The 24,541-nt window shown below is 66.6% G+C and carries 26 protein-coding genes and 1 tRNA gene; 8 read left to right on the top strand and 19 right to left on the bottom strand.

Going from position 1 to position 24,541, the window contains the following annotated elements; translation table 11 throughout:
• The first annotated feature begins 31 nt into the window (after window positions 1-31).
• A complete protein-coding gene (locus tag RU09_RS00315) occupies window positions 32-1,450 on the top strand; it encodes a serine/threonine-protein kinase (protein WP_052492796.1) in 1,419 nt (472 codons plus the stop codon).
• A gap of 6 nt (window positions 1,451-1,456) precedes the next feature.
• Window positions 1,457-2,284: a DUF3800 domain-containing protein gene (locus tag RU09_RS00310; protein WP_082040971.1), complete on the top strand. Its 828-nt coding sequence runs from the start codon at window positions 1,457-1,459 to the stop codon at window positions 2,282-2,284.
• On the opposite strand, the gene RU09_RS00305 is transcribed toward RU09_RS00310, so the two are convergent.
• The 10 genes from RU09_RS00305 to RU09_RS00265 all read right to left on the bottom strand — a co-directional run bounded on the left by RU09_RS00305 (window position 2,235) and on the right by RU09_RS00265 (window position 10,574).
• A complete protein-coding gene (locus RU09_RS00305; protein ID WP_042536517.1) occupies window positions 2,235-2,915 on the bottom strand; it encodes a recombinase family protein in 681 nt (226 codons plus the stop codon). The two genes, RU09_RS00310 and RU09_RS00305, sit on opposite strands and share 50 nt — an antisense overlap.
• The gene (locus tag RU09_RS18985; RefSeq protein ID WP_269430278.1) at window positions 2,912-3,040 is read right to left on the bottom strand and encodes a hypothetical protein; all 129 of its coding nucleotides are present in this window, start codon (window positions 3,038-3,040) and stop codon (window positions 2,912-2,914) included. Before RU09_RS18985 ends, RU09_RS00305 begins: the two co-directional genes overlap by 4 nt.
• A gap of 320 nt (window positions 3,041-3,360) precedes the next feature.
• Window positions 3,361-3,933 carry a hypothetical protein gene (locus RU09_RS00300; protein WP_042536516.1) on the bottom strand — a complete coding sequence of 191 codons (573 nt, stop codon included), beginning with the start codon at window positions 3,931-3,933 and terminating at the stop codon, window positions 3,361-3,363.
• 134 nt (window positions 3,934-4,067) lie between these two features.
• Window positions 4,068-4,244 carry a WhiB family transcriptional regulator gene (locus RU09_RS19055; protein ID WP_442922271.1) on the bottom strand — a complete coding sequence of 59 codons (177 nt, stop codon included), beginning with the start codon at window positions 4,242-4,244 and terminating at the stop codon, window positions 4,068-4,070.
• A gap of 283 nt (window positions 4,245-4,527) precedes the next feature.
• Complete coding sequence (locus RU09_RS00290) at window positions 4,528-6,429, bottom strand: bifunctional DNA primase/polymerase (RefSeq protein WP_042536514.1); 1,902 nt, start codon at window positions 6,427-6,429, stop codon at window positions 4,528-4,530.
• Window positions 6,426-6,785: a hypothetical protein gene (locus RU09_RS00285; protein ID WP_156145846.1), complete on the bottom strand. Its 360-nt coding sequence runs from the start codon at window positions 6,783-6,785 to the stop codon at window positions 6,426-6,428. The genes RU09_RS00290 and RU09_RS00285 overlap by 4 nt, the downstream gene beginning before the upstream one ends.
• Window positions 6,785-6,997 (bottom strand): hypothetical protein, encoded by a 213-nt coding sequence (locus tag RU09_RS00280; RefSeq protein ID WP_042536512.1) that lies wholly within the window; start codon window positions 6,995-6,997, stop codon window positions 6,785-6,787. Before RU09_RS00280 ends, RU09_RS00285 begins: the two co-directional genes overlap by 1 nt.
• A 576-nt stretch (window positions 6,998-7,573) precedes the next feature.
• Window positions 7,574-8,524 carry a type II secretion system F family protein gene (locus RU09_RS00275; protein WP_042536511.1) on the bottom strand — a complete coding sequence of 317 codons (951 nt, stop codon included), beginning with the start codon at window positions 8,522-8,524 and terminating at the stop codon, window positions 7,574-7,576.
• Window positions 8,521-9,378, bottom strand: coding sequence for a type II secretion system F family protein (locus RU09_RS00270; RefSeq protein ID WP_042536510.1), 858 nt, complete (start codon window positions 9,376-9,378; stop codon window positions 8,521-8,523). Before RU09_RS00270 ends, RU09_RS00275 begins: the two co-directional genes overlap by 4 nt.
• Window positions 9,375-10,574: a CpaF family protein gene (locus RU09_RS00265; protein ID WP_042536509.1), complete on the bottom strand. Its 1,200-nt coding sequence runs from the start codon at window positions 10,572-10,574 to the stop codon at window positions 9,375-9,377. The genes RU09_RS00270 and RU09_RS00265 overlap by 4 nt, the downstream gene beginning before the upstream one ends.
• Before the next feature lie 120 nt (window positions 10,575-10,694).
• Between RU09_RS00265 and RU09_RS00260 the strand changes: the two genes are divergently transcribed.
• Together RU09_RS00260 and RU09_RS00255 are read left to right on the top strand one after the other, a co-directional pair.
• Window positions 10,695-10,776, top strand: a tRNA-Leu gene (locus RU09_RS00260).
• Between the two features lie 66 nt (window positions 10,777-10,842).
• Window positions 10,843-11,613 carry a DedA family protein gene (locus tag RU09_RS00255; RefSeq protein ID WP_042536508.1) on the top strand — a complete coding sequence of 257 codons (771 nt, stop codon included), beginning with the start codon at window positions 10,843-10,845 and terminating at the stop codon, window positions 11,611-11,613.
• Window positions 11,614-11,645: 32 nt separating this feature from the next.
• Here the strand turns inward: RU09_RS00255 and ku are convergent, their stop codons facing one another.
• Window positions 11,646-12,500, bottom strand: coding sequence for a non-homologous end joining protein Ku (gene ku, locus RU09_RS00250; RefSeq protein ID WP_042536507.1), 855 nt, complete (start codon window positions 12,498-12,500; stop codon window positions 11,646-11,648).
• A gap of 58 nt (window positions 12,501-12,558) precedes the next feature.
• On the opposite strand from ku, the gene ligD reads away from it, so the two are divergent.
• Window positions 12,559-14,547 (top strand): non-homologous end-joining DNA ligase, encoded by a 1,989-nt coding sequence (ligD, locus tag RU09_RS00245; RefSeq protein WP_042536506.1) that lies wholly within the window; start codon window positions 12,559-12,561, stop codon window positions 14,545-14,547.
• Between the two features lie 4 nt (window positions 14,548-14,551).
• Here the strand turns inward: ligD and RU09_RS00240 are convergent, their stop codons facing one another.
• The 5 genes from RU09_RS00240 to murI all read right to left on the bottom strand — a co-directional run bounded on the left by RU09_RS00240 (window position 14,552) and on the right by murI (window position 18,396).
• Complete coding sequence (locus tag RU09_RS00240) at window positions 14,552-15,472, bottom strand: cation diffusion facilitator family transporter (protein WP_042536505.1); 921 nt, start codon at window positions 15,470-15,472, stop codon at window positions 14,552-14,554.
• A gap of 83 nt (window positions 15,473-15,555) precedes the next feature.
• Entirely contained in the window at window positions 15,556-16,131 is a 576-nt protein-coding gene (locus tag RU09_RS00235) for a dihydrofolate reductase family protein (RefSeq protein WP_042536599.1), read from the bottom strand.
• 57 nt (window positions 16,132-16,188) lie between these two features.
• The gene (gene rdgB / locus RU09_RS00230) at window positions 16,189-16,782 is read right to left on the bottom strand and encodes an RdgB/HAM1 family non-canonical purine NTP pyrophosphatase (protein ID WP_042536504.1); all 594 of its coding nucleotides are present in this window, start codon (window positions 16,780-16,782) and stop codon (window positions 16,189-16,191) included.
• Window positions 16,782-17,516 (bottom strand): ribonuclease PH, encoded by a 735-nt coding sequence (gene rph, locus RU09_RS00225; RefSeq protein WP_042536503.1) that lies wholly within the window; start codon window positions 17,514-17,516, stop codon window positions 16,782-16,784. Before rph ends, rdgB begins: the two co-directional genes overlap by 1 nt.
• Before the next feature lie 46 nt (window positions 17,517-17,562).
• The gene (murI, locus tag RU09_RS00220) at window positions 17,563-18,396 is read right to left on the bottom strand and encodes a glutamate racemase (protein WP_042536502.1); all 834 of its coding nucleotides are present in this window, start codon (window positions 18,394-18,396) and stop codon (window positions 17,563-17,565) included.
• A 74-nt stretch (window positions 18,397-18,470) separates the two neighbouring features.
• On the opposite strand from murI, the gene RU09_RS00215 reads away from it, so the two are divergent.
• Entirely contained in the window at window positions 18,471-19,796 is a 1,326-nt protein-coding gene (locus RU09_RS00215) for a nicotinate phosphoribosyltransferase (protein WP_042536501.1), read from the top strand.
• Window positions 19,797-19,818: 22 nt separating this feature from the next.
• Here the strand turns inward: RU09_RS00215 and RU09_RS00210 are convergent, their stop codons facing one another.
• Genes RU09_RS00210 through RU09_RS00200 form a run of 3 tightly spaced genes read right to left on the bottom strand, consistent with a single transcriptional unit; the run spans window position 19,819 to window position 22,845 of the window.
• Window positions 19,819-20,085 (bottom strand): DUF3039 domain-containing protein, encoded by a 267-nt coding sequence (locus tag RU09_RS00210; protein ID WP_042536500.1) that lies wholly within the window; start codon window positions 20,083-20,085, stop codon window positions 19,819-19,821.
• 40 nt (window positions 20,086-20,125) lie between these two features.
• Entirely contained in the window at window positions 20,126-21,691 is a 1,566-nt protein-coding gene (locus RU09_RS00205; RefSeq protein ID WP_042536499.1) for a hypothetical protein, read from the bottom strand.
• Window positions 21,667-22,845 carry an ABC transporter ATP-binding protein gene (locus RU09_RS00200; RefSeq protein ID WP_197065915.1) on the bottom strand — a complete coding sequence of 393 codons (1,179 nt, stop codon included), beginning with the start codon at window positions 22,843-22,845 and terminating at the stop codon, window positions 21,667-21,669. The genes RU09_RS00205 and RU09_RS00200 overlap by 25 nt, the downstream gene beginning before the upstream one ends.
• A gap of 13 nt (window positions 22,846-22,858) precedes the next feature.
• On the opposite strand from RU09_RS00200, the gene RU09_RS17945 reads away from it, so the two are divergent.
• A complete protein-coding gene (locus tag RU09_RS17945; protein ID WP_156145844.1) occupies window positions 22,859-23,500 on the top strand; it encodes a hypothetical protein in 642 nt (213 codons plus the stop codon).
• Between the two features lie 284 nt (window positions 23,501-23,784).
• Window positions 23,785-24,477 carry a phosphocholine cytidylyltransferase family protein gene (locus RU09_RS00190; RefSeq protein ID WP_042536498.1) on the top strand — a complete coding sequence of 231 codons (693 nt, stop codon included), beginning with the start codon at window positions 23,785-23,787 and terminating at the stop codon, window positions 24,475-24,477.
• Window positions 24,478-24,541 lie beyond the last annotated feature (64 nt).

Here is a 24,541-nt window from a genome sequence, read left to right as displayed (position 1 = left end):
GTAGCTCGAGCCGGTCCGCTATATTCTTCCCATGACTACGTGGGGATGGGATTCCGGCAAACCGCTTGGCAGTGGCACGTTTGGCAAGGTATATGCGGCGTACGGACCCGACTCGGATCAACTCGCGGCTAAGGTCGTACCCAAGGCGAAAGGCACGACGCGCGAGCAGCTCATCGCGCAGGACGCGCCCAGCTCACCGCATGTCGTCCCAATTTTGCAGATCGAAGAGACGACCGATTCGTTCATTCTGTATATGCCGCGAGCGGAGTACTCGCTTCGGCAGAAGATGAACGCGGGCGTCGGCGCAGGCGAAGCGATCGCCATACTCACCGATCTGGCTGAGGCACTGAATGTCATCGCGCCCTTCGTCGTTCATCGCGATATTAAACCGGAGAACGTCCTCTTTCTCGACGGATCTTGGGCGCTGTGTGACTTTGGAATCGCACGCTACGCGGAAGCGGTAACTGCCGGCGACACAAGCAAGTTCTCATTCACGCCCGAGTATGCCGCCCCAGAGCAGTGGCGATACGAGCACGCGACGGCGGCGACGGATGTATATGCGTTCGGCGTCATTGCGCACGAACTGCTCGCAGGGCAACGTCCATTCAACGGGCAGCTTGATGCCTTGCGCGCTCAACATCTGAACGTCGTGCCTGACCTCCTGCCCGGCGGTCGGAAGCTGGCCTGGATCGTGGGCGAGTGTCTGAGCAAAGCGCCCGGAGCTCGTCCCGCAGCCGGAAACCTCATCGACCGACTCCAACGTGCGGGGGTAGAGGCTGCAACACGCGGCGGCAGCGCGCTCGCGGCTGCGCAGTCGGCGGTTCTTCAAGCCGCTGCCACGGAACAGGCGGCTGCAGAGGCCGCCCGTACGGAACGCGAGCGAAGGGAAGCCCTCGCGCAGAGTTGCCGTAGCGGCTATGCGGCGCTCATCGAGGAGCTAGTCGAATTTATCGCCGACAGCGCCCCTTCGACGGCGGTGTCGCGCTCGCGAGACGGAGGTGTGACGCTGACGCTCGGCGATGCCCGCCTGGTCATCACTGGCGTATCGGACTTCTCTGGCAGCGAGTCGTCGCCGTTCGATGTCATCGCGTACGGGCACATCCGACTTGATGACATTCGTCGCACCCGTTCTCGTTCCCACTCCTTCTACTTCGCCGACTTCGAAGCCGAGCGCTCGTATTCTTGGTACGAATTGGGCTTCATGCAGGGCTTCGGCCCTGACTTCGAGAACGAGCCACGCGCGGCCCAGCCCGGCGAAGGGCTCGGGGCTCTCGACGGGGTCTTCGGCGGCCTTGGCCTGGCGTACGGCGTTATTCCTCTCGACATCGGAGACCTGGACCGGTTCGTTGACTTCTGGGCGGAGCGTTTCGGACAGGCCGCGTCCGGACATTTCCCGCGCCTGTCTCAACTCCCGGACGGAGCCACGAACCGCCCGAGACGTAGGCGGTAGACCACGATGCGAATCGCTTACGTTGACGACACAAAACAACGCGGTCGTCGCCGCGGCATGGGCCAATTGGTCGCCCTCGGCGCGGCCATCTTCGATGAGGATCAGGTCCAGCCCTTCGCGCAGGCGTTTCGCGCGCTATACGACGAGTTCGAGGTGCCCTACGATGTCGAGCTCAAGTGGGCGAACTCCCAGCGCACCAACTGGTGGGGTCAGTCAGACGAGCGAAAAGCTAAACAGACCCCCATGCGTATTCGTGTCTTGGAACTAGCTCAGGCGCATAAGGCGCGGGTTATCGTCGTGATCTGGGACCTCGACGGAGGGGTGTCAACTGCAGGCGGTGAGGGGCCCGAGGACGCCGTCATCACGTTCATGTTTGAGCGCGTCTCGGCGCAGCTTGAGAACGCCGGCGAACGCGGCCTTATTGTGTTCGACAAGCCCGGCGGCAACCACCGCGACGAAGCGGACTGGCTCACGGGACGCGCGGAGATGGTCCGGCTAGGGACGGAATATGTAAAGCCCAACGCGATCGTCACCCAGATTCTCACGGCTCCCTCCCACCTCCATCCGCATATTCAACTCGCTGACCTAATCGCGGGGAGTACCACCGCCGCTGTGGCGGGGGTCCAGCATGGGCTCGATCTGCTCCCTCTTATCAAACCCATGATGTGCGTCAATTGGCGTGGCCACATCGGCGGGACAGGGTTGAAGCTGTATCCGGACACACTGAACAATCTGAATCACTGGGTGCTGGGAGAGGATACTTTCGTACGCGGTGCGGGAGGCGTCAGCCTCCCGTCTGCAAGCTGGCGCTATCCACACGACGACGGTCTCTAAGGCGCATCTCGACCTTCGCAACGCAATTCGCGGACCACGATTTGCTGGTCGCGGTGGTGAGCCCTTCGGCGTTGAGCTGCGAAGCGGTTTTTGCGAGCGTGTGCGTGGCGCGAAGGGCGAGCAGGCGGTCCCCCGTGCTCTGCGGCAGAGCTGATACCCGGCCCATGTGCTTTCCCTGACGCTTGGCAGCTTGCATGGCGGCGGAAGTGCGCTCCCCGATGACCTCGCGCTCCCACTCGGCAACCGACATCATCACGTTGGCCACGAGCTTGCCGGTGGGAGTGCTGGTGTCCACACCGAGGTCGATGGCTACCACGGCCCACTTGCGCGCGTTGGCAAGTTTGAGGATGCCCGAGAAGTCGTGCACGCTACGGCTCAGACGGTCGAGCTTTGCCACCACGATGCCGTCAACGTCGCGGCGCTTCGGTAGCACGTGCAGACGCGTGAGCGCGGCCTGTAGCTGCGGGCGGGCCAGCGACTTAGCCGACAGCCCCTCATCGACGTACCAGGCGACGGCCCACCCGTGCGCGTCGGCATAGCGCTCGATGGACTCCCGTTGGGCGTCAAGCCCCAGGCCGCTATTCGCTTGCTCCTCAGTGGACACCCGTAGATAGCCGATCATGGTGGTCATCGCTTGCTTTCCTGCGCCGTCTTGAGCTCGTCGCCATCGCCCTTGGGTCTCTGCTCGTTGACCGGCCACTCGACGCGGGCGATCTGCTGAATGGCGTCATAGTGACGGCGTTGCGCGGCGTTCATGCAGTCATCCCAGTCTTTCGAAACTTTGTTCGAATGTGTGAACTTTAGCCACAAGGGGACCCTTCAGTAAACACAATGTTCGAACTTGCCGCTTGACACTCTGCAATGTGCCGAATCCACGCGACCAGCGCGGGCCAGTGTGCCGCTGCGCACCCGTCGGCGAGCGCTTCTGTGCGCCCTCTGACGGACCCAACGCCCATGCCCAGCCCCCCGGGTACGCCAGAGGCCCCCCAGCATGTACCAGGGAGCCTCTGCGTGCTCGGCATGCACACCGAGCGTGGGCGGGCGAAAGGAGTCAAACAACCCCGCCCAGTCATGACTCAGACGTTGGGTGCCGCGTACGTCATCTGGTTGGACAGGTTGTAGGCGACCCCGCTTGTGTTCGCCTCGACGTACGAGAGCGCAGCCGCCGAGTCCGCCGTGTCCGGGTGTGCAGCCTGGTACACGTCCGACACATCGAGCCAGGTGAAGTTCCGGGCACGGGTACCGATTGCGTGAGCCATCTCGGCATCACCGTTGGCGATAGCGTCCTGCAGCACCTCCAACGCCTCATTCTTGTCGGTGAGCTTGCGGGCGCGGTCGGCGGCGTCACGGCGGAGCAGCACGCTGCTGGCGTCTGAAGGCTGGTTCCCCCGCAACTCCTTCTCGATCTTGCTGCGCAGGCCGCTGACGTACGACTCCTGCTCAGCCTTGATGGCGTCAAGCTTCGCCCGAGTGCCCACATTGAGGCCGTCCAGCTTGCCGCGCTTGGCCAGGTCGCTGGTCATCTTGTCGTCCTGAATCGCCTTGCGGGCAACGCGGTGCGCTTCCTTGACGGCAGCGGCCCGGTCCTTGAAGCCAGCGAGGGCGGTGGGCAGGGCGGACTCGACGGATGCAGCGGTTGACTTGCTCATGATGCTTCTTCCTTCTGTTGGATGGGTGCCAGGGAAACCGCCCCGGCGTCGGTAGTTCGTGACTGCCGTGGGCAGAGGGCGACGCAGACTTCATCAGCCCCCACAGCCGTCGGCGATGTGACAGTGGTCGTACATCAGCTGGCCCCCTTCGCCCGCCTGCGCTTGGGGCTGTGGTCATTTCCGGCCCAGAACCCGGAGTCGACCTTGGCTGCGGTGGCGTATGTGCGACACAGATCAGCGATGGGACACCCCGCACAGATTGATGAACACTGCTCCCGGTCCTCATCCGTCAACCAGTCCGACGTGAACATGTCCCAGCCGTTGCACGGCGGCACGTAATCCTCGAGCGCAGCTGCGAGCGGCGCGTACGCTTCATCGGGGCTCATCCGTGTCCTCCTGCGCAGCGTGTGACATGTCCACACAGGTGTGAGACCTTGTCCCGGACGGCAGGGAACCTAACGCCTCGCGCGTAGGGGGCTACAGCGTTAGGTGTGTTAGGAGTGTTACTTTCGCGAGGGGCCAAACCAACACACATAACGCCCCACGGGTGTGTAGAAGCCGGTGTTAGGTTTGCGGCTGCGGTGCGGCAGGGCATCATTTCTCCCCCTTCTTGGCCCGCTCGGCGCGGATGTCTACACCAGCGAGCGAGTGATACGCGCCCCGCGCCGCCTTCTTGATCTGCCCGGACTTCCACGCGCGGTCGAGGTACACGTTCACCTTCCGCACGTCTTCGCCCAGGGCCTCGGCTACCTCGGACGGCGACAGCGACACGCGCTGGCTGTCGATGTAGTGAACAATGGCCTGCCGCAGCTCACTGTTCGTGCTGACCATCCCCGTCTGCTTGGCCATGACGTCGTGCGCGGTAGTCGTGGACTGCTGCAGGTTGATCACGCGGGCGGTCTTGATTGGCTTCCCCCGGCCCTTGGGGTTCGGGTACACCACCTCCTCCGTCTCGAAGGAGAACGACAGGCGCGCCCCGGTGTAATTGCCTTTCTCGACGGTGGCGTACCGCATGCCGGTTTCCTCGTCCTTGACCACGAAGATGTGCGACCGTGCGATGTCGCGCCAGGCGTGCGCTCCGGACAGCTTCTCGGCTGCGGTGCCCTGCCCCTTCTTGTGGTGAAGGATGCAGATGACAGCGATGTTGAGCTCAGTGGCCAGGTCGCGGACGGGGTCCATAGCCTCTCGCACGTCCTTAGGCTTGTTCGGGTCGCCCGCTACATACGAGATGACGGGGTCAAGGATCAGTACGCGTGCCTCGGTGTCGATCACGGCCTGCCGGATATCGTCTAGGTCCTCCTGAATCTGCAAGGACGTGGCGTGCCCCTGGCTCGTGATCGTGATGACACGGAACCTTCGCGTCGAGGAGTCGTACCCTGCCGCCCGCATACGCGGTTTGAGCACGCGGCCCAGGTCGTCCTCACCTACGGCGGTCAGGATCGCGGTCGGCCCGTCGAGGTCGCCCTCAGCGGATCCCTCCATGATCTGCTTCGCCCACGTCGCCAGCAGCGTGCTCTTACCTACGTCACCCAAGCCCGACATGATCGACAACGTGCCCAGCGGGAACACGTCCTGCAGCGCCCAGTAGACGGGCTCTTCTTCGACGTCGTCGAGGTCAACCAGAATCAGCTTCCGGCCGGTGCTCTCTCCCGCGCGCTTCGCCTTCGACCTCGGCTGCGCGGCGGGTGAGTTTGACTTCTGCTGGTCCGCCTCAACCCGTGTGATCGCCTTGGCCCACGCCCGGTCGAACGCGATCAGGTACTTCGGGTCGGGGTAGTCATTCGTGTACCGCGCCCGCGCAGCCTCGTACGACTCTCGACGACCGCTGCCCCACATCAGGCCCGACACCAGCGGGGTGACATAACCAAGCAACTGCGGCTCGGCGATGCCGTCCTCGGGGAAGATGGTCGCTATGCGGCGCGCCTTGGCAGCCTTCGCCTTCTGCTTCGGGTCGGTGGCGGTGCCCTCGGCATCGAGCCACGCCTCCAGATCGGCCGCATCGTAGTCCCAGCCATCCTTCTTGTGGACAAGTGCCCACTCGGGAGCCGGGGCCAGCCGGGGCTTCCTGGTCAGCTTCGTACCGGCGTACGCGATCATCCCGATGCCGCTGCGAATGTCCACACCAGGCATACCGTTCAGGTCGCGGTCGATGGTGAGCTGTTCGCCCTCCGGTGCGCGGTAGATGTGGTGCTCGCCGTTACCGCTGCGGCTCGTGTAATGGAACGTGCGCGGCAGGTCGAGGCCCGCAGCCTTCAGACTCTTGAAACCGTCCTTGCCGTGCTTCCGGTCAAGGTCCACAGCGACGATGCCGCTCCGCCCACAGTGGATGCCGATACGCTGACGCGCTTCCTTGGCCCACCACGCGCGGACCTCCTTCGGGGAACGTGATGCGCCCGTGTCCCAGCTGAACCCCTGCAGGAACTTGCCGCTGGGCGTGAGTGGGAACACGTAGAACCCTGCGCGGACCAGGCTGAGCGCGATATCGAGGTTGCTCATGAGCCGGTCTCCGGTCCGTAGTTGACCGTCGCCGGCGTCCAAAAGAAGATGGCGGCACACTGGCAGTCGTCCTCATGGGTGCGGTACAACCACGACACAGCCCACCGTGCGTCCTCTTCCGAGTAGAAGGTCTGGACGGCGCGCTGGGAGTTGCCATCAGCGTCGAAGTACAAGTGGACGAGTCCATACGGCATCCGGTTCGGCTGGGCGGTGCGCACCTCCCCCAACACTGCGAAGGGAAAGAACCACTTGAGGAGCGGGCCGACACGGAGCGCGCTCGTCATTTCGGAGTCCGACAGCTTCGCCTTCGAGGGGTAGCCGGTGCGCGGCTTGGGCACGCGCAAGAGGCGGGTCATCACTGCCCCCCCGTACGCAGCAGCCCCGACAGGCGCTTGACCTGGGCTGCGGTGAGTGGTGGAGCAGCGGCAAGCGTGCGCTTGACATAGGCAGCGATCTTCGCTTCTGCGACGTTGGCCTCAGCAGCGGCGATCTGTTCGGGGTCGCCGCTACGCCGAGCGACTGTGAGACGACCACCTGCCTGAAACGGGTTGGGAGTTTCGAACTCCATGATGGGCAGTTCCTCTGGTGCTTAGCGCAGAGCGCGCTAGATGAGGGACACCTATCGTGAGGTTCCCGAAATAAGCACCCATCCACTTCGCGAGTGGATTGAGGACTGCGTATTCAGTTGTAGGTCTTGGGGGGCGTCAGCCGAGCGGAACGTTCTTGCCGTGCTCGCGCGCCCAATCAAGAAGAGGATACAAGCGTTCCGGCGTGATCGGCGGGAACGTGCGACCGCACGTCGGGCAATGGATGACGTGGAGCGACCGGAGCTCGCCGGTTGGCTCCCAGATGATCGGATCATGCTGCCCCCGACTACCCCGAGGGTAGACCCGCGCCCATCCGTCGTTGTCACGGAACTGCGCAACGGTACGCTCGGGGTGCCCACGATGGGCGGTGCCTCGACACGTGGCGTTGACAACCGGCTGCATGGGTACTAGTATGCACTCCCGCGCCCAGCGGGGACCAGCGCCCAAGAAAACCCCAGGTCAGAAGGGATGTTGCTCGGCCATGCCCGTAAGCGCCCCGCTGCGGGGGTGGGATGCCTGCCGGGTACCGCTTGGGCAGCCGGGAGCAGCTAGACCGCTCAGACGACGCTCAGAGCCGCTCGCACCGACCCCCGCCCGAGGGTCACCGGCAGCGCTGCGGCCCGAGCAAGGTACCTTTTCACCATTATGCAGGGGAGGAGCATCAGGATCTCCTTGCGTCCGGCCTGTTCGATGAGGACACGCTTGGCATCCTCGCGCGCGTCGCCGGCCTGCGCGTGCAGGACGGCCGAGAGCGGGGCACCGTGCTCGAGAGCGGCGATCACCTGGTCGATGGCGCGTGAGAGTCCTGGAAGCTGCAGCCGCACGGCCATCTCGGTGAGGGCGTCGGCGAGCGGTGAACCTGTGCCCACGGCGAGAACCACACGGCGGAACTCGCCGGTGAGCTCTCCGGATCCGACCGCGGCCACCCGGCGCAGGGAGTCGAGCAACCCCTCCCCTGCCGACAGGCACAGAGCGAGGAACTCGAGGGTCGTCGGCAGCTCGTCGGTCAGTCGAGCTCGACGAGACGAGACTCGTGCCGTGAGCTGCATGTCGTACCCGAATCCCCCGGCGGCTCCCAGAATGCCGGGCAGCAGCGCGATCGGCGGACTCATGCGGCCCGCGAGGGCGAGGCCGATGACGGCGATCGCACCGGTCACGACGCCTGCCAGCACCCAGCCGAGCTGACGCCCGAGGAAGGCGCCCTGTTCCAGGGGGAGCCCGGCCTGCTCGATCCTGCGACGCAGAGTTTCTCCCCCGCCGAGAAGGCGCTCGAAGATCGCCCGCGATCGCAGCCACACCGTCCGGTCGCCCGCCGAGAGCACTCCGACTCGCGGGAGTGCACCGTCAGGCAGGTCGTCATCGGAGACCACGTCTCGCACGTACGAGGCGATCCGCTGTGAGAGGGGCGATGCTGACCAGTGCGGCATGGCGGCGAGGAGGCAGAGCACGCCCGACCCGAGCGCGACGCCGCCGAGAATCGCGATCGCGACCGCGGAGACCGGGTTCACCCGAACCACCTCCCCGGCTCGGGCAGACGACCGATGTGGATCATGATGCGGTACGCGGTCACCGACACGGCAGCACCGAGGAAGATCACCAGCATCCCCTCCGCGGTGCCGTAGGCAGCAGCGCCCTCGGGGCGCAGCACCAGCAGACAGAGGATCACCCAGGGCGCCACGGCGCCGAGCACGGCCGCGCCGCGGATCCATGACTGCCGGGCCTCGACCTCGCCGCGCAGCACAGCGTCTGCGCGAACCGACGACGACAGCGCGCGCAGCACGCCGGTGAGCTCGGTTCCCCCGACCTGTCTTGCCATGCGCAGCGTCTCGATGATCCGGTCGGCGATGGGATCGGCCAGCGCGGACTTCAGTCGATCGAGGCTCGTCTCGAATCGACCGGTGGCGCGCAGATCCCTGGCGAACACGATGAAGGCGGGCCGGATCATCGACGGCGACGACTCGGCCAGGCTCGCGACGGCATCAGGCAGCGACAGTCCCACGCGGATGGAGGCGATCAGGAGATCGCAGACGTCGGGCCAGAGTTGTCGCCGCTGTTTGCGCAGCCGCATCCGCCGCGATCGTACGAACACGATCGGTGCCACCGCTGCAGCCGCGCCTGCCAACCCGGCCAGGAGGGGAATCGCCGTGAGGAGCCACACGAGGGACGCTGCGGCGAGCGCGACCGTCGCCATCACCGACAGAAGTGTGCGCGGGCTGACGGCGGCGAGACCACCCTCTTCGAGCAACCGAGAAAGATGGCCGCGGCGTCTGACCTTCTCTTTTTCCGGACGTGGAGGCCACAGCCATGGCGACGTGCACAACAGCACGCCGGCGGCGAGCATCGCTCCGAGCAGCACCGTCATGGGGTGTCTCCGACCCTCATCAGCTCGCCGCGTCGCCATGCCGTCCCGGCAGCGACAGCGGGCCCGCCACGGGTGTAGACCTCTCTCGCGACGATCCGACCGTCGATCACCTCGCCGGTGGGCGCGATGACCTCCTCCACCCGTCGGACCCCGTCGTCGCCGCGTACGCAGTGCACGACCAGATCGACGGCTCCCGCGAGTGCAGGCACGATGAACGATCGGTCGATGTTCCGTCCGGCGAGGAGCGGCAGCAGTGTGAGCTTGTCGAGCGCCTCGGCGGCGGAGTTCGCGTGCACGGTCGCTGCTCCCGGCACACCGGTGTTCAGTGCGAGGACGAGGTCGAGCGCCTCCGCGTCTCTGACCTCACCCACCACGAGGCGATCGGGCCGCATCCTCAGCGCCTCTTTCACAAGCCTGCGCAGCGTGATCTCGCCCTTTCCCTCGAGGCTCGCCTGACGGCCCTGCAAGGAGACGACATCGGGACCCTGCACGGCGAGCTCGAATGTCTCCTCGACGGTGATGATCCGCTGATGGTCGGAGCACGAGGCGAGCAGCGCACCGAGGAACGTGGTCTTGCCCGCATGGGTGGCGCCCGACACGACGACACTCTTGCCCGCACGCATCGCCGCGCGCAGCAGGTCGCCGAGCTCTGCAGTCAGAGCCTCGTTCTCGACCAGCGCGTCGAGGGTGCGAAAGCGCGGCAGGAACTTGCGGATGTTGACCGACCACGATCCGCGGACGACATCTGCGATCGCGACATGCAGACGGGATCCGTCGGGAAGAGACGCATCCACGAACGGCTGGCCGATGTCGACGCGGCGCCCGGTCGACTGCAGCATCCGTTCGACGAGATCGCGCAGGGCCGCGTCGGTGAGACGCAGCTCGATGCGTTCGGCGATTCCGCTGCGGGCGACGTGGATGCTCTCGGGACCGTTGAGCCAGATCTCCTCGATCTCCGGGTCGTCGAGAAAGGGCTGCAGCGCTCCGAACCCGCTCACCGAGGCGAGCACGTCGCGCACGCACGCGGCTTCGTCGTCGATCATCGCCGCGCCCCGTGCGAGCGCCAGATCGTTGAACCTGCGGACCTCCGCCAGCGCGATGGCGCGCGCCGCCGCGGGATCGGATGTCGGATCCGTGCCCCCAGAGCGGAGTCGCTGCCGCACGCGCTCGGCGACGAGGACGGGAGGCGGGATCACCCGAGCATCCTCGCAAGGATCGAGCGCCGCCCGTCGGAGTTATCCACAGTGACAGCGCTCGGGCTGCGGGCGGATCCCCAGCATCGACGGATCCCCCGATCAGTAGACTTATCTCACCGCGCGGGAGTGGTGGAATTGGCAGACACGCAGGATTTAGGTTCCTGTGCCCTAGGGCGTGTGGGTTCAAGTCCCACCTTCCGCACCGATCTGTCGTGTTCCCCGCGACAGGTGTCTGTACCGCCGCACACATCACTACGACGGGAAATCCATGCATCACGCCGCTCTCATCCCCTGGCTCGACCCCGCCACCATCATCGGATCGGCCGGGCCGTGGGCGCTTCTCGTGGTGTGCTTCATCGTCTTCGCCGAGACGGGCCTGCTGGTCGGGTTCCTGCTTCCGGGCGACACGCTGCTCGTGATCTCGGGCCTGCTGTCGCACCCGCTCGCGGGTTCGGAGCACGGAGTCTTCGGCATCAACGTGTGGATCGTCGCACTGCTCATCGGCCTGTCGGCGTTCGTCGGCGGTGAGGTCGGCTATCTGATCGGCCACAAGGGCGGACCGGCAGTCTTCGAACGCAAGGAATCAGGGCTCTTCAGCAAGAAGAACGTCGAGCGGACGAACGCCTTCTTCGAGCGCTTCGGCGGCATCACGGTCATCCTCGCCCGTTTCGTGCCGATCGTGCGCACCTTCGCCCCGGTCGCGGCCGGTGTGGGCCACATGCCGTGGCGCCGCTACACGCTGTACAACCTGATCGGCGCCATCCTCTGGGGCTTCGGTCTGACGATGTTCGGCTACGCCATCGGGTTCATCCCGCCGGTCGCGCACTTCGTCGAGAGCTACATCGACCTGATCCTCCTCGCTGCCGTCGGTGGCACCGCGCTGATCACCGTCTGGCACTACTTCTCGGAGCGCCACAAGGCCAAGAAGGAGGCTGCGGCCGGCGAGGGTGAGACCGACGCCGCCGAGGCCGAAGAGCTCGCGCTCGACCCCGAGGTCTTCGACCGCGCTCCCGACTTCGACGGCGACGGCAAGCACTGATCCCGAACGACTGAGAGAGGCGGGCTGAGGACTCAGCCCGCCTTCTTCTTGGTCGGGCTCTTCTTGGTGCTCTCCTTCTTGTCTGACGACTCCGAGCGCGCGGCCTTCGTGCGAGCGACGCTGGCGCGCAGCGCCTCCATCAGGTCGATGACCTCGCCGCTCTTCGAGTCGTCCTCGGCCTCGCCGAAGGTCTCCGAGACGTCGAACGTGTCGCCCGCCTCGATCTTCGCGTCGATCAGAGTGCGCAGCTCCTTCTGATACTCGTCGACGAACGACTCGGGGTCGAAGTCGGCCGAGTAGCTGTCGACGAGTGAAGCCGAGAGCTCGAGTTCCTTCTTAGAGATCCGCACATCCTCATCCAGAGCCGGGAACGCCGCCTCGCGCACCTCATCGGCCCACAGCAGCGTCTGCAGCACCAGCACCTTGCCCCGCACGCGGAGCGCAGCGAGGCGGGTCTTCTGACGGAGCGTGAACCGCACGATCGCGGTGCGGTCGGTCTGCTCGAGCGTCCTGCGCAGAAGCACGTAGGCCTTGGGCGACTTCGAGTCGGGCTCGAGGTAATACGGCTTGTCGAGGGTGAGCAGGTCGACCTGGTCGGAGGGCACGAACTCGACGACGTCGATCTCTCGGCTCTTCTCGGCCGGGAGCGCCGCGAGATCGTCCTTGGTGAGAACCACCGTCTGCCCCTCGTCGACGTAGGCGCGATCGATGTCGGCGTAGGCCACGGTCTCGCCGCACACCTCGCACGTGCGCTGATACCGGATGCGTCCGCCGTCCTTCTCGTGCACCTGATGCAGCGGCACGTCGTGGTCTTCAGTCGCGGAATACACCTTGACCGGCACGTTCACGAGGCCGAAGGTCAGCGCGCCCTTCCAGATCGTTCTCATGCCCCCAGTGAACACCAGCCGCCCCGGTGGGGGCCAGTACCTTGACTACGCTGGCGCTATGGCTCCGGAGGCGCAGAACGTGCAGATCGACGGTCGTCGACTGCGCATCACGAACCTCGACAAGGTCGTCTACCCCGAGACCGGCACCACGAAGGGCGAGATCATCGCCTACTACACGGCGATCGCGCCCCACATCCTGCCGCTGCTCGACGGACGCCCGGTCACCCGCAAGCGCTGGGTCGAGGGAGTCGGAACCGCCGATGCTCCCGCCGACGCGTTCTTCACGAAGCAGCTCGAACCCGGCGCTCCGAGCTGGATACCCCGACAGGAGATCCAGCACTCCGACGGCCCCAAGGCCTACCCCCTCGTCGAGGACGTGCCGACCCTGGTCTGGCTCGCTCAGGTCGCGGCGATCGAGCTCCATGTTCCTCAGTGGCGCTTCGACACGGATGGCCTGCCCGGCACACCCGATCGTCTCGTGCTCGACCTCGACCCTGGCCCCGGAGTCGGGCTCGCGCAGTGCGCCGAGGTCGCCCGCATCGCCCGCGCCCTGCTGACTGACATCGGTCTCGTGCCGGTGCCCGTCACGAGCGGCAGCAAGGGCATCCACCTGTACGCGGCGCTGCCGGGTCAGCAGACCAGCGACGAGATCTCGTCGGTCGTCAAGGAGATCGCCCGGCTCATCGAGACCGAGCATCCGGATCTCGCCACGAGCACCATGGCCAAGGCCGCACGCGGGGGCAAGGTCTTCCTCGACTGGAGCCAGAACAACGGCAAGAAGACCACGATCTCGCCGTACTCCCTGCGAGGACGAGCGCAGCCGTGGGTGGCAGCGCCTCGCACCTGGGAGGAGCTCGACGATCCCGATCTGGCGCAGCTCGACTTCGCGAGCGTGCTCGAGCGGGCGGAATCGGGGCTGGATCCACTCGCACCTCTTCGCACCGAGCATCCCCCCGAGCGCCCGCGCCGGGTCGAGGCGAAGTCAGAGCAGGTGCCCGCAGATACGACAGCCACACGACCGGCTTTCCCGCGTCACCGACCGCGAATCACCGGGGCAGCGAGCGCGTCCGCACCAGGGTCCCCTGCATCCGTCTCCCCCATGCTCGCCGAGAACGGCACACCGGCCATCGCGCGCGGCCTCAGCTCGCCCTCGTGGGTCGAGGTCAAATGGGACGGCATCCGCGCGATCGGCACCTGGGCCGACGGCCGGATGCTGCTGCACGCCCGCAGCGGCACAGACATCACAGCCCGGTACCCCGAGCTGACGGCCGACGGCGCGCCCTTCCTGCCGGTGGCCGACGCGATCATCGACGGCGAGATCGTGGCGTTCGACGCGCACGGCAGGCCGAGCTTCTCGATGCTGCAGAACCGCATGCACCTGACTCGACCGCGCGAGATCGAGCGCGAGGTCGTGCGCACCCCGATCGTCTACATGGTCTTCGATCTGCTGCGGCTCGACGGCCACGACCTCAGCTCGATGCCGCTCTCGCAGCGACGCACCCTGCTCGAGGACGTCATCTCCGACCTCGACGCGCCCGTGCAGGTGCCGCCCGTGTTCGACGACCTCGATGCGGCTCTCGCTGCGAGCGACGAGTTCGGCCTCGAAGGTGTCGTCGTCAAGGATCCGGCGTCGCGCTATCGTCCTGGTCAGCGCTCACCCTCGTGGCTCAAGCTCAAGCACACGCGGATGCAGGAGGTCGTGATCGTCGGCATCCGTCCGGGCAAGGGCGACCGCGAGGGGACGTTCGGCTCACTGCTGCTCGCGGTACCCGACGAAGGTCGGCTGAGGTACGTCGGTCGCGTGGGCACGGGCTTCACCGACCGGATGCTGCGCGACCTGCTCGCTCGCCTCGCGACCCTGCGCGTCGAGTCGGCGCCGCTCGACGGCGTCCCGGCTCTCGATGCCTCGGACGCTCTGTGGGTCGAGCCGGAGCTCGTGGGCGAAGTCGAGTTCGCGAACTGGACTCCCGACGGAGTGCTCCGGCATTCGCGTTGGCGAGGGCTGCGCCCCGACAAGGCACCCGCAGAGGTCGTCGTCGAGGCCTGACGCCTCAGGCGTGATGCGGCTCGCAGTCCGACTGCTCGGCCGGCTCGATCTGGAACGTCGAATGTGCGACATCGAAGTGGTGCGCCAGGCACGACTGCAGATCATTGAGCAGCTTCGTCGAGCGTCCGTCGGCCAGCAGAGCGGGGTCCACGCTGACATGTGCGCTGAACACGGGCGCGCCGCGCGTGAGCTGCCAGACATGCACGTCGTGCACTCCGATCACGCCGTCGTAGTCGAGCAGATGCTGGCGGATCTCGCTGACCGCGGTGCCCTTCGGCGCCGATTCGGAGAGCACCGAGAACACCTCGCGAAGAAGCGAGATCGCCCGGGGGATGATCAGCACCGCGATCATCAGTGAGGCGATCGCATCCGCGGGCATCCATCCGGTGGTCACGATCACGATCGCCGCGATGATCACCATCGCCGACCCGATCAGGTCGCCCATCACCTCGAGGTAGGCTCCGCGGACGTTCATGCTGGTGCGCTGTGCTCGGCTGAGCAGCCACATCGAGATCGCGTTCGCGACGAGGCCCACGACCGCGACGACCAGCATCAGCCCGCCCACGACCTCGGTCTCGCCCGGGTTCAGCAGCCGTCCCACCGCTTCGAATGCGACCCAGCCTGCAAGCAGGATCAGGATGATCGCGTTGATCAGCGCTCCGAACACCTCGGCTCGCTGATATCCGAAAGTACGTCGGTCATCCGCCGGACGCGCGGCGACGGCGGCGGCGATGAGCGCGATCACGAGAGCCGACGCATCCGTGAACATGTGGGCGGCGTCGGCCAGCAGCGCGAGCGAACCGGTGAAGATCGCACCCACGACCTGCACGACCATGATGGTCGCGGTCAGGGTCAGCGAGATCGCCAGCAGGCGGCGATGGCTGGCCGAGCGGATGCCGCCGGCGGCGGGCGCATGATCGTGCATGTCTCCAGGCTAGACCGGCTCTCACGCGAGTGGGCGGGGATCCGCCCAGTCGGGAATGGTGATGATTCTCAGTAGTCGATTCGTCAGCGGGACCGGGAGTACTCGAGCACGACGCAGCCGTTGTCGAACGAGCGCACCTGATCGAGTGCGAACCGCGTCGGGGAGAACGGGTGGCGTGCCATCGGGATGCCGGTGCCGGCGATCACCGGGTACTTCTTGACGATCAGGCGATCGATCTCGTCGAGGAGGACCCCCGCGAGCGACGCACCGCCCGCGAGATAGATGCCGAGCCCGTCCTCCGCCTTGAGCTGCCGAACCCGCTCGACGGGATCGGTGCTCACGACCTCGACATTGGCTTCGCCCGGATCGTCGAGCGAGCGGCTGAACACGACCGTGCGCAGGTGCGCATAGGGATCGGTGATGCCGACCTGCAGCGCGGGCTCGTAGGTGCGTCGTCCCATGACGACCGTGTCGAACCGGGTCAGCGGTTCGTCTTCGCCTCCGCCCGCGGCGCGGACGTGGGCCGGTTGGATGTCGGCGAACTCCGTGCCCAGGACTTCGGCGAAGGCAGGGGTCACCGGGTAGAAATCGACCTCATCGTCGGGGCCTGCGATGAACCCGTCGAGGGTCACTCCGATGTAGTAGGTGAGATCTCTCATGCCGACCACCATAACCACTACGCATGAAGTACGTCAAGCGTAGTGGTTGCGTTCGGCTCAGAGATCAGCGAGCAGAGGCAGCAGCTCGACGAAAGCGCGGGCGCGGTGCGACTGCGCCTGCTTCTCCTCCGCGCTGAGATCCCCGACCGTGCGCTCGGCCCCCGCGGCCTGGCCGTCGGGGATGAAGATCGGGTCGTATCCGAAGCCGCCCCCGCCCGATGCCTCGGTCGCGAGACGACCAGGCCAGTTGCCCACGACCACGTGCTCGCGCCCATCCGGCGTGACGAGTGCGATCGTCGAGTTGAAGTGAGCGACGCGATGCGGGTCGGCGATGTCATGCAGCTGGTCGAGCAGCAGTTCGAGGTTGGCCGCGGCGTCCTTCTTCTGCCCCGCCCAATAGGCCGAGAACACCCCGGGCGACCCACCGAGCACATCGACGCAGATGCCCGAGTCGTCCGCGAGGGCCGCGAGACCCGTGTGCCGCGCAGCGGCTCGCGCCTTGATGAGCGCGTTCTCGGCGAAGGTGACGCCGTCCTCGACCGGCTCCGGGCCGTCATACGCGATGATCTCGAGATCAGGGCGCGCAGACGCCACGATCTGCTGGAACTCCGCGACCTTGTGCGGATTGTGAGTGGCCAGGACGACCCTCATCAGCCCGCGAGAGCCTTCAGCTGGTGGTCCTTCAGGTCGGCGCAGCCCGCGACGCCCAGATCGAGCAGGGCGTCGAGCTCGCGCTTGTCGAACGGCGCCCCCTCTGCCGTGCCCTGCACCTCGACGAAGAGCCCACGACCGGTGACGACGATGTTCATGTCGGTCTCGGCGCGGACGTCCTCGACGTATGCGAGATCGAGCATGGGCTCGCCGTCGATGATGCCGACCGAGATCGCCGCCACCGAATCGAGCAGCGGCGTCGCGTTCTTGCCGATGAACTTCTTCTCCCGGCCCCACTCGATCGCGTCTGCCAGCGCGACGTATGCTCCGGTGATCGCGGCCGTGCGCGTCCCTCCGTCAGCCTGCAGCACGTCGCAGTCGATGACGATCGTGTTCTCGCCGAGAGCCTTGGTGTCGACAACGGCGCGAAGCGCGCGACCGATCAGTCGGGAGATCTCGTGCGTGCGTCCGCCGATGCGGCCCTTGACGCTCTCACGGTCGTTGCGGCTGTTCGTCGCGCGAGGAAGCATCGAGTACTCGGCCGTGACCCACCCCTTGCCCTTGCCGGTGAGCCAGCGAGGGACGCCGTTCGTGAACGACGCCGTGCACAGCACCTTGGTTCCGCCGAAGCTGATCAGGGCCGATCCCTCGGCGTGGCTGCTCCATCCGCGCTCGATCGTGATCTCGCGGAGCTGGTCGGTGGAACGGCCGTCGGCGCGGACGATGCTGGTCATGGGTTTCCTTCGGGTGGAGGTGGATGAAGCGGGTGCTGCGGGAGAGCTACGACCCGGAGGCCGTCGCGGGGAGGGTGATGACGCCGGTCTGCACGAGCTGGACGTCGCGCACCTCCCGGCCCATCAGACGGTTGGCGAGGGCGGTGAACTCGGTCGTCGAGTCGCCGGTCGCCTCGTAGACGTACGACGCCGTGGCGTCGGGAGAGGCGAGAAGGTCGCCCCGCACGAGCTGACGGTACACATCACCGGCGGTCTCGTCGTCACTGGACACGAGCGTGACCCCCTCCCCCATCACGTAGCTGATCGCACCGCGGAGGAACGGGTAGTGCGTGCACCCGAGCACCAGCGTGTCGACGTCGGCATCCCGAAGCGGTGCGAGGTACTCCTCGGCGGTCGCGAGCACCTCCGGCGTTCCGGTGATGCCCCCTTCGACGAACTCCACGAAACGAGGGCACGCGGCGGTGAACACCTCGAGGCGCTCGTTCACCTCGAGCATGTCCTGGTAGGCACGCGACCCGATCGTGCCGACAGTGCCGATGACACCGACGCGGCCGTTGCGCGTCGTCGAGACGGCTCGGCGCACCGCCGGACCGATCACCTCGACGACAGGGATGTCATACCGCTCCCTGGCATCGCGGAGCATGGCTGAGGACGCGGTGTTGCACGCGATCACGAGCATCTTGACGCCCTGCTCGACCAGTGTGTCGAGGACTTCGAGGCCGTACCGCCGCACGTCCGCGATGGGCTTCGGACCGTACGGGGAGTGTGCCGTGTCGCCGATGTAGACGAACGATTCCCGGGGCAGCTGGGCTCGGATGGCACGTGCCACCGTGAGTCCGCCGACACCGGAGTCGAAGATTCCGATCGGGGCGTCGTTCATGACTACCCAGCCTACCTGCGCGCGAGCGCGTCATGCTCAGCAACCCGTGCGGGTGTCGTCACTAAGCTGAGCGGATGACGACGTCCACGGCGCTTCTGACCGATCGTTACGAACTCACCATGCTCGCCGCCGCGCTTCGCGACGGCACGGCATCACGACCCAGTGTGTTCGAACTGTTCTCCCGGCGATTGTCCGGAGGCCGCCGCTTCGGCGTCGTGGCCGGCACCGGCCGCCTGCTCACGCTGCTGCGCGAGTTCCGCTTCGGAGACGACGAGCTGCGCTTCCTGCGCGACAACGACGTCGTGGATGCCGAGTCGCTCACCTATCTCGAGAACTACCGCTTCACCGGCTCGATCCGGGGCTACCGCGAGGGCGAGCTGTACTTCCCCGGGTCTCCGATCCTGACGGTCGAGGGCAGCTTCGCCGACGCCGTCGTGCTCGAGACGCTGGCTCTCAGCGTCCTCAACCACGATTCGGCCGTCGCCACTGCAGCATCACGCATGAGCATCGCCGCCGGCGAGCGACCGCTCGCCGAGATGGGATCACGCCGCGCGGCAGAGCAGTCGGCGGTCGCGGCGGCCCGCGCCGCATACATCGCCGGCTTCCGCGCGACGAGCAACCTCGAGGCCGGACGTCGCTGGGGAATCCCGACGATGGGCACCGCCGCGCACTCGTGGACCCTGCTGCACGAGACCGAGGAAGAGGCCTTCCGCTCGCAGATCGACAGCCTCGGCACCGATACGACCCTGCTCGTCGACACCTACGACATCCGCACGGGCGTCGAGACGGCCATCCGCGTGGCCGGCACCGGCCTCGGCGGTGTGCGGATCGACTCGGGCGACCTGCCGATCGTCGCCGCAGAGGTGCGGGCACAGCTCGACGAGCTCGGTGCGACGGGCACGCGCATCACGGTCACGAGCGATCTCGACGAGTATGCGATCGCCGCGCTGGCGGCGTCACCGGTCGACGCGTACGGTGTGGGCACCTCAGTGGTCACGGGCTCCGGATACCCCACGGCGAGCATGGTCTACAAGCTCGTGGCTCGCCAGGATCCGAGCGGAGCGTGGATCGGAGTGGCCAAGGCCTCGACCGACAAGGCATCCCACGGCGGGCGCAAGGCCGCATTCCGCACTCTCGTCGACGGCGTCGCCGAGGCTGAGACGGTCGTCGTCTCAGACGGCTTCGAAGAGCTCGACACCCCGGCGGAGCATGCGGACGGGCGGGCGCTGCAGACGACCTTCGTCGAGGGCGGAGAGATCGACACGGCGTTCGAAGGTGCCGAAGGCACCGCTTCCGCTCGGGCACATCACCTTCGGGTGCGGGAGGAGCTTCCTGTACGGGCGCTCGCGCTCAGCAAGTCCGACCCGGCGATCCCCACCGTCTTCGTCGACGCGAGCTGACTGCCGGCGAGTCGGCGCAGACTCAGCCGACCATCGTCTCGTAGATCTCCTTGCACGTGGGGCAGATCGGGAACTTCTCGGGGTCGCGACCCGGCGTCCACTTCTTGCCGCACAGTGCGCGCACCGGCTTGCCGGTGATCGCCGATTCGAGGATCTTGTCCTTCTTGACGTAGTGCGAGAAGCGCTCGTGATCGCCCGGCTCGAGGTTCTCCTCGCGGAGGAGTTCTTCCAGTTCGCGATCAAGCGTTGCCACGCCGCCCTGATCGGGGCTGTCCAGCGGAGTACTCATGCCGAGAGTCTAGCCGCGCACGCGCCCCGTGGGGCGGCTGTCACGCGGTCTCGACGAACTCCATCAGCCGCTCGCCCTCATGCTCGAAGATGCGCCCGCCCACACCGACGCCGATCGCGAAGACCGCGATGCCGGTCGCGAGTCCCGCCCAGAACGTCGCGGGAGCGAACTGCGACCCCTCGAGCATCGTGAGCACGAGCAGCCAGATGGTCGGCACGCTCACCACGATCGCGCCGAGGAACGCCGCGGCGGGGCCGTATGCACCGCGCGACGTCGGCCGCTGCGGCTGCTGGAACGGGCTGTCGCCCGGACGCGACACGGCGTAGGGAGCGATCACCGAGACGATGCTCGAGAATCCGAGTGCCGACAGCAGGAGGCTGGCCCCGAGGCCGGTGAGCGGAAGGAGCAGACGCCAGTCGTCGATCCACAGCAGCGTGAGGGGAACGGCGATGGCGAGCACGGGAACAGCCACGAGTATGACCGGGACGAGTCGTCCGAGACGATCGGCGATGCCGCGGACGCCGCTGGCCACGTGCGTCCACAACGCCGTGGAATCGTAGGCGACGTCGTTGTGCGGGAGCCACCCGAAGAACAGGGCCATCACCGGGACCGGAACGAGCGCAGCGATCTCGAGCGGCACTCCGGCGACGAGGAGAGGCAGCACGGTGAGCACGCCCGCGACGGGGACGACGATGAGGTTCATGATGTACCTGCGGTCGCGCAGCCAGTAGACCAGGCTGCGCGAGGCGATCGCACCGAAGGCGTTCGACGGGAGCAGGCCGAACCAGCCGAGGCCCGAGCGCTCCCGCAGGGTCACGGGCCGCTCTGTGGTGGTGAGCAGTCTGCGCACCAGCCACGACCACGCCACGCAGAGCACCAGGATGGTGACGAGGGCCACGATGCCGCTGATCCAGTTTCCGGCGACATCGTTTGTCGCGAAGGAGAAGAGGAACCGCGACGACGCCGCCAACGGGGTGAACCCGATCGTCGCCGTCAGCGACGCGACCGCCGCAGGAACCTGCCCGTCCCACTTGAGCGAGGCGAGGAACACGGCGACGGGGAACGCGATCACGATCACGGCCAGTGCGAAGAGCGCGGTGAGCTCGCGCGACCGACGCTCCGGCAGCAGCAGCGCGTTGACCGCCATGCCGATGCGCGCCGAGAGGATCGTCGACAACAGGCTGACGACGCTCATCAGCACCGCGACGAACCAGGGTGCGCCGAGCCTGATCGCCACGATGCACACGCTGATGTTCACTGCGATCAGGGCAAGGCTCGGGACGCTGACGAACGAGGCGAGGGTGAGGATCCAGGGCATCTGCCGCTCATCGACCCCGAACACCGCGAAACGCCGGGGATCGAGCTGGTCGACGGCACCCACGAGGATCGGCCCGACCAGGAACCCGAGGAGCAGAGCGGCGCTGCCGAGCACGATGACCGTGCGCGCGACAGCGACAGGGGAGTCGTCGAGGCTGAGGACCGCAGCGCAGACCACAGCCGTCAGAACCACCACGACAGCGAGCATGACCAGGGTGCGGACCCGACGTTCGCCGCGAAGCGATCCGATCAGGAGCGCCGCCCTCAGTCGGAGAACGTGTGCAGCCACTCGAGCCCCTCCACCTCTCCGATGCCACCGGAGAGTTCGACGAACCGCGCTTCGAGCGTCTGCCCTGCGCGGACCTCATCGATCGTGCCTTCGGCGAGCACCTCTCCCCCGACGATGATCGCCACGCGCGAGCAGACGCGCTCGACGAGGTCCATGCCGTGGCTCGAGAGGACCACCGTTCCACCGTGCGAGACATAGGCCCGCAGGATGTCCAGGATCACCGCGGAGGACACCGGGTCGACGGCCTCGAAGGGCTCGTCGAGCACCAGGACGCGCGGCGAGTGGATCATCGCACCCGCGAGCATGATCTTCTTCGTCATGCCGGCCGAGTAGTCGGAGACGACGCGGTTCAGCGCCTCTCCGAGGTCGAAGGCTCGTGCGAGGTCGGCGACGCGCTTCTCGATCACCGCCGATGCGAGCCCCCGCAGCAGCCCGTAGTAATAGAGGAGCTGCCGCCCGGTGAGCCGGTCGAACGTGCGGAGGCGATCGGGCAGCACGCCCATCATGCGCTTCGCAGCGAGCGGCTTCGCCGACTGATCGATGCCGCAGATCGCGATGTCGCCCGCGTCGGCACGCAGAAGGCCCGCCACGATCGAGAGCGTCGTCGTCTTGCCCGCACCGTTGGGACCGACGATGCCGTAGAACGACCCTGCGGGCACAGTGAGATCTATGCCGTTGACCGCGGTGTGGTCGCCGAAGCTCTTCACGAGGCCGCGGATGCGGATGGCTTCGGAGCCGGATGCCTCCTCGATTCCGCCGACGGCCTCATCCGTCTCATCCGTATCGGACACGGCGTCGACGAACTCGGATGTCGCGTCCTCGTCGACGGTCGGCTCCTCAGCGGACTCGATGACCGGCTCGGCTTCCGCCGTGGCGCCTTCGACCGGTGACGTGTCGAGGGCAGGATCGGCCGACGCTTCGTCTGCGGATCGCGTGCTCGGAGTCGACTCGACGGGCGCGGACGTCGCATCGTCTTCGCTCTCGACGGCGACCGCGTCGGAGGATGCCGCCGCCTCGGTCGTCAGCGGCAGCGACGGGGTCTCGATGGGGGTCTCGATGCGCGTCTCGACAGCGGCATTCTCTTCGAGAACCTCGCCCGTCGTGTCTGACTCAGTGACGCCGAGCTCGCGTGGATCCGCGTCGGCCGTGGTCACATCAGCTCCCGTTGTGTCCACAGCGACGGCCTCGATCGCCACAGTGTTCTCAGCCTCGACTGCCGACTCCTTCGCCGCAGCCGCCTTGGCAGCGGCCGCCTTCGCTGCCGCTGCCTTCGCTGCCGCGGTCTTCGCCGCTGCTGTTCTCGCGGCAGAGGTGCGCGCCGCCGACTTCGCCGCAGCGCTCTTCTCTGAGGCCGCCTTGGCCGCGGCGGTCTTCGCGGCGGCGGTCTTCGCGGCCGACGTGTTCGACGTGCCTGAGGCAGCGGTCTTCGAGGCAGCCGTCTTCGCAGCGGGGGTCTTCGCAGCGGCGGCCTTGGCAGCGGCGGTCTTGGCTGTCGTCGCCGTGGTCGCTGCGGAACGTGCCGAAGCGGACTTCGCCGCAGCCGCACGAGCCGTCGTGTCGCGCGTCGAGTTCTTGGCTGCGGCCGCGCGCGCCGCAGCGGTCGTCGTCTTCTTCGATCCTGCGGATCGCGGACCGGAGCTTGCGGAGCTCCGGTCGATCTTCAACGCCGGCTCGGCGACCACCTCGACGGTCGCCGCGGCCCTGTCGGCTGCGGCCTTCGACGGAGCACGTGTGCCGGTCGTCTTCTTCGCGGGGGCCTTGCGGGCGGGAGTCTTCTTCGGGGCGGCGGGCGCGGCGTCAGCCACCTGATCGGTGCGGTCGTCGGAGGAAGAAGCAGTCACCGTCCTACGGTATCAACGGGTGCCGACTTTCTTCGGGTCGCCGCAACAAATCGCCCTTCGGATCGTCAGACCGACCTCTCGTCGCCCCGATCTGGACGAATCTGAGTGTTGGGTGTGTACTGGATCACGAATTGGCAACAGCGACCTCAACCCCCGGGGCTTCCCAGGCTTGATCGCTAGCATGACTCTCGGCACGACGAAGTGTCTGGTCGGTGAACCGACCGTGAACACATACTTCCTTTAGGAGCACTCGTGACTCTTCAGACCGTCATCCTCGCAGCAGGCATGGGCTCGCGCCTGGGCCGTGCGCTGCCGAAGCCGCTCACGGAGCTGAGCGACGGCCGCACGATCATGGGCCAGCAGCACGACAACATCCGCGCCGCCTTCGGATCGGACGCCCGCATCACCGCCGTCGTCGGATACCGCGCCGAGACCATCATCGAAGCATTCCCGAACGTCAACTACGTGCACAACGAGCGCTACGACGAGACCAACACCTCGAAGAGCCTGCTGCGCGCCCTCAGCGCTACGGGCAAGTCCGGCGTGCTCTGGATGAACGGCGACGTGGTCTTCGACCCGATGATCCTGGGTCGGGCGGCCGCCTACATCGAGCGCGACCAGTCGTTCGTCACCGTCAACACCTCCAAGGTCAGCGACGAAGAGGTGAAGTACACGGTCACCGCCGAGGGCTTCATCAACGAGCTCTCCAAGACCGTCAAGGGCGGCCTCGGCGAGGCCGTGGGCATCAACTACATCTCGTCCGCGAACAAGAAGGCGTTCATGCGTCAGCTGCAGCGGGTCGAGGACCAGGACTACTTCGAACGCGGCCTCGAACTCTCGATCGCGGAGGACGGACTCCTTCTCGAGCCGATGGACGTCTCCGACCTGTACGCGGTCGAGGTCGACTTCGCCGAAGACCTCGAGCGGGCGAACCTGTTCGTCTGATCGCTTCCACGAAAGCCCGGCTCCGTCAAGGGGAGCCGGGCTTTCGGCGTTTTCGCGGTCTGGG

Source organism: Microbacterium sp. MEJ108Y (assembly GCF_000834175.1).
GTDB lineage: Bacteria > Actinomycetota > Actinomycetes > Actinomycetales > Microbacteriaceae > Microbacterium > Microbacterium forte.
This window is presented reverse-complemented; position numbering and strand designations above follow the sequence as displayed.